This window comes from Pseudomonas sp. (assembly GCF_035277045.1).
Taxonomy (GTDB): Bacteria; Pseudomonadota; Gammaproteobacteria; order Pseudomonadales; family Pseudomonadaceae; genus Aquipseudomonas.
Genome location: NZ_DATELE010000005.1, coordinates 1 through 2299, shown reverse-complemented (window position 1 = coordinate 2299; position 2299 = coordinate 1). Strand labels below are relative to the sequence as shown.

The 2299-nt window shown below is 68.6% G+C and carries 1 protein-coding gene; it reads right to left on the bottom strand.

What is annotated here, in order from left to right; genetic code table 11:
* Positions 1-235: 235 nt before the first annotated feature.
* On the bottom strand, positions 236-2299 hold a 2064-nt coding region (locus VJS90_RS00205), incomplete at its 5' end, for a hypothetical protein (protein ID WP_324117956.1).

The following is a 2299-nucleotide window of genomic DNA, read 5'->3' as shown; positions in this document are numbered from 1 at the left end:
TCAACTCGGCCAGCGCTCCTGCTCGCGCTGGCCAGGCCCAATCCGCTGACACTCTGTGACCCGTCGTTCAATCTAACGGTGCGCCCCTGCGGTCGCGAAGAATGATCGCCGCCGGCAGAGTGGCTGGGGCTTTGGCGCGAGGCCTGAATCGCCCCGGCGAGTCCGGAGACTCATCACCGGCTGCTTGCGCGACAAGGTGACTGGTCATTTGCTGGGGGCGGACCGGGTGGCTGAGTTATCGTGACATGGCCGCCTGAGCGTGGGTTAGTTCGTATGATGCCCCAATGCCGACGAAGATCTGGCAGGCGTGGCTCAGGTGTGCCTGCCGGCCTGGATGGTCTGGCGGGAAGTGTCGTCCGAGTTCGTAGTGGGCGCGTCCCTGTTCGTAGGGCATCGCGAGTCGTTCGGCCGTTTTCAGGCTCTTTTTCCATGCCGCCACGGCCTGTCGCTTTCGGCCAAGGTGGTAGGCGGTCAGGCCCTCGTAGAGCCAGGCGCGTGGCTGGGCCGTCGGGAACGTTCGAGCGAGTCGCCTGAGGGCGGCGCGGGCCTGTTGTGCTGGCCGTGCTGTCGCACGGTCTCCGGCCATCCAGAGGTGCAGGTAGACCTCGGTGACACCGGCGTACCCCTCCAGGGTGTAGGCGGCGGTGGGCCGGGACTGCGCGATCAGGCTGGCCGCGCGGTGAGCCGCGAGTTGGGCTTGCTCCTCGTCTTGACGGCGCAGGTACGCAAGTGCCAGGACGCCGTAGATGACGATCTCGTCGGCTCGTGAGCCGCGCCCTGCCAGCAGCCTGGTCGCCTCCTGCAGTTCCTTGATGGCGCTATCTGTCCGGCCTTGGGGCATCAGGTACCAAATCTTCCCAAGGATGGCGTGGGCCTGGCGCTGTGGATCATCGGCGTGGCTGGCCATCCTGTGCATCTCGGCTTGCCAGGGGGCCAGGCGGTCGAACTGCCCCTGGAAATACATGGCCACCGCCCGCCCAGCTGCCAGTTCCCCGCACCGACGCTGGTCCCCCAGGCGCTGGGCGATCCCCAATCCCTCCAGGAGTCCCTCCTCCGCCCTTGCCCAGTTCGCCACGCTGATGTGGTAGGTGCTGGTCGCGACCAGGACGAATGCAAGTGCGGGAAGGTCATGTTCAGCTCGGGCGATCTCGAGCGCCTTCCGGGCATAGCTCCTGGCCAGGGCGTGGAGCTGGACGATGCCGGCGGCCACGCTCATCGACGCATAGGCGCGCGCCAGCGCCGGTGACGGCCCAGCCCGCTCGGCCAGGTTGACAGCATGGAGCACTGCACTGATGCCCGGCCCCTTGACGTTCGCGTAGTAGTTGAGGAAGGCGAGCCGCTCGAAGGCTCGGGTTGCCTCCAGCGCGGCGGTGCGCGCGGCTGGGGTGCCTCGCACCAACCGCGCCGGCCTAACCCGGTGGAAGCATTGCTGCAGCGCCTGCTGGCTGAGGTCGCCGAGCAGGCGCAGGGGGGTGCGCGGCACCGGAGCGCCCAGCAGGGCCACCGCTTGGTCGGCGTGCTGGCGGCTCTCTTGCAGTCGACCCAGCCCCATGTAGGCGTCGGCAAGCTGGCGGTGCCAGCGGGCCTGTCGCAGCGCCGCAGGAGCCGGCCGGACGGTTCCGGCCAGGGATGCGGCGTCGGTGAGGAAGCCGACGGCCTCCTGGTAAGCGCCGGCTCGCAGGGCCTGTTCACCCGCGAGCTCCTGGTACGCGAGCGTCTTGGCCGGCTCTTCCGCTCTGCCCCAGTGGTAGGCCAGCAGCGGAAACAGCGGCGAGAGGTCCTCGGCCTGGGTTTGCTCGTACCACTCCGCGACCGCGCGGTGGAGCTGCCGACGCTGGGCCGACAGCAGCAGGCCGTAGGCGACCTCCTGGGTCACGACATGCTTGAACAGGTAGGCCATGTCCGGCGCTGGCTTGTCCAGCACGGTGAAGTCGTGCCGCTGCAGGTCATCGAGAAATCCCTGCAGCACGGTCCGGTCCGCCTCGATCGGGTGGACGTCGCGCAGCAGGCGGAATGCGAACAGCCGCCCGACGACGCTGGCGACCTTGAGCGTCAGCTCCTGGCCCGGCGGAAGCCGGTCGATGCGGGCGGCTACCACGCCCTGCATGGTGTCGGGGAAGCGCATCGCGCTAAGGGCGCCAGCGCCGGGTGCGATGGTGCAGACGCCATCGGTGATGCGAATTAGCCCAGCGTCGCGCAGGGCGTAGGCCAACTCCTCGCTGAAGAACGGGTTGCCCTCGGCCCGCTCCTCGACCAAGGTAGCAACCGGTTCGGGCAGCCGCCGGACGCCAAGGCGGTC